We start from the raw sequence: 249 nt of genomic DNA on the forward strand, positions 1-249 counted from the left end.
CTTCGGTAAATGGCATCCGGCGGCTGACGTACCCCACGCTCTTTGGCCTGATTGCGGTCACGGGGCTTCGCATCAGCGAGGCCTTGTCGCTTGATCGCGCCGATATCGACTTCACGCAAGAGATCGTGATCGTCCGCAACGGCAAATCCGGTAAGCAACGGATTGTCCCGTTCAGCCCAAGCACCTCCCATCGGCTTCAAAGCTACGCCCGTGAGCGCGACCGGCTCTGCGAGGGGCGGCCCGTTCCCT

Annotated in this window: 1 protein-coding gene; it reads left to right on the forward strand. The window is 62.2% G+C overall.

The genetic code is table 11. The features are described 5' to 3' along the window. Positions 1 to 249 (forward strand): tyrosine-type recombinase/integrase (locus SB764_RS43185; RefSeq protein ID WP_410867194.1); only part of this gene is annotated, 249 nt, incomplete at both ends.

The organism is Paraburkholderia sp. SIMBA_027 (assembly GCF_046535315.1).
Classification (GTDB): domain Bacteria; phylum Pseudomonadota; class Gammaproteobacteria; order Burkholderiales; family Burkholderiaceae; genus Paraburkholderia; species Paraburkholderia tropica.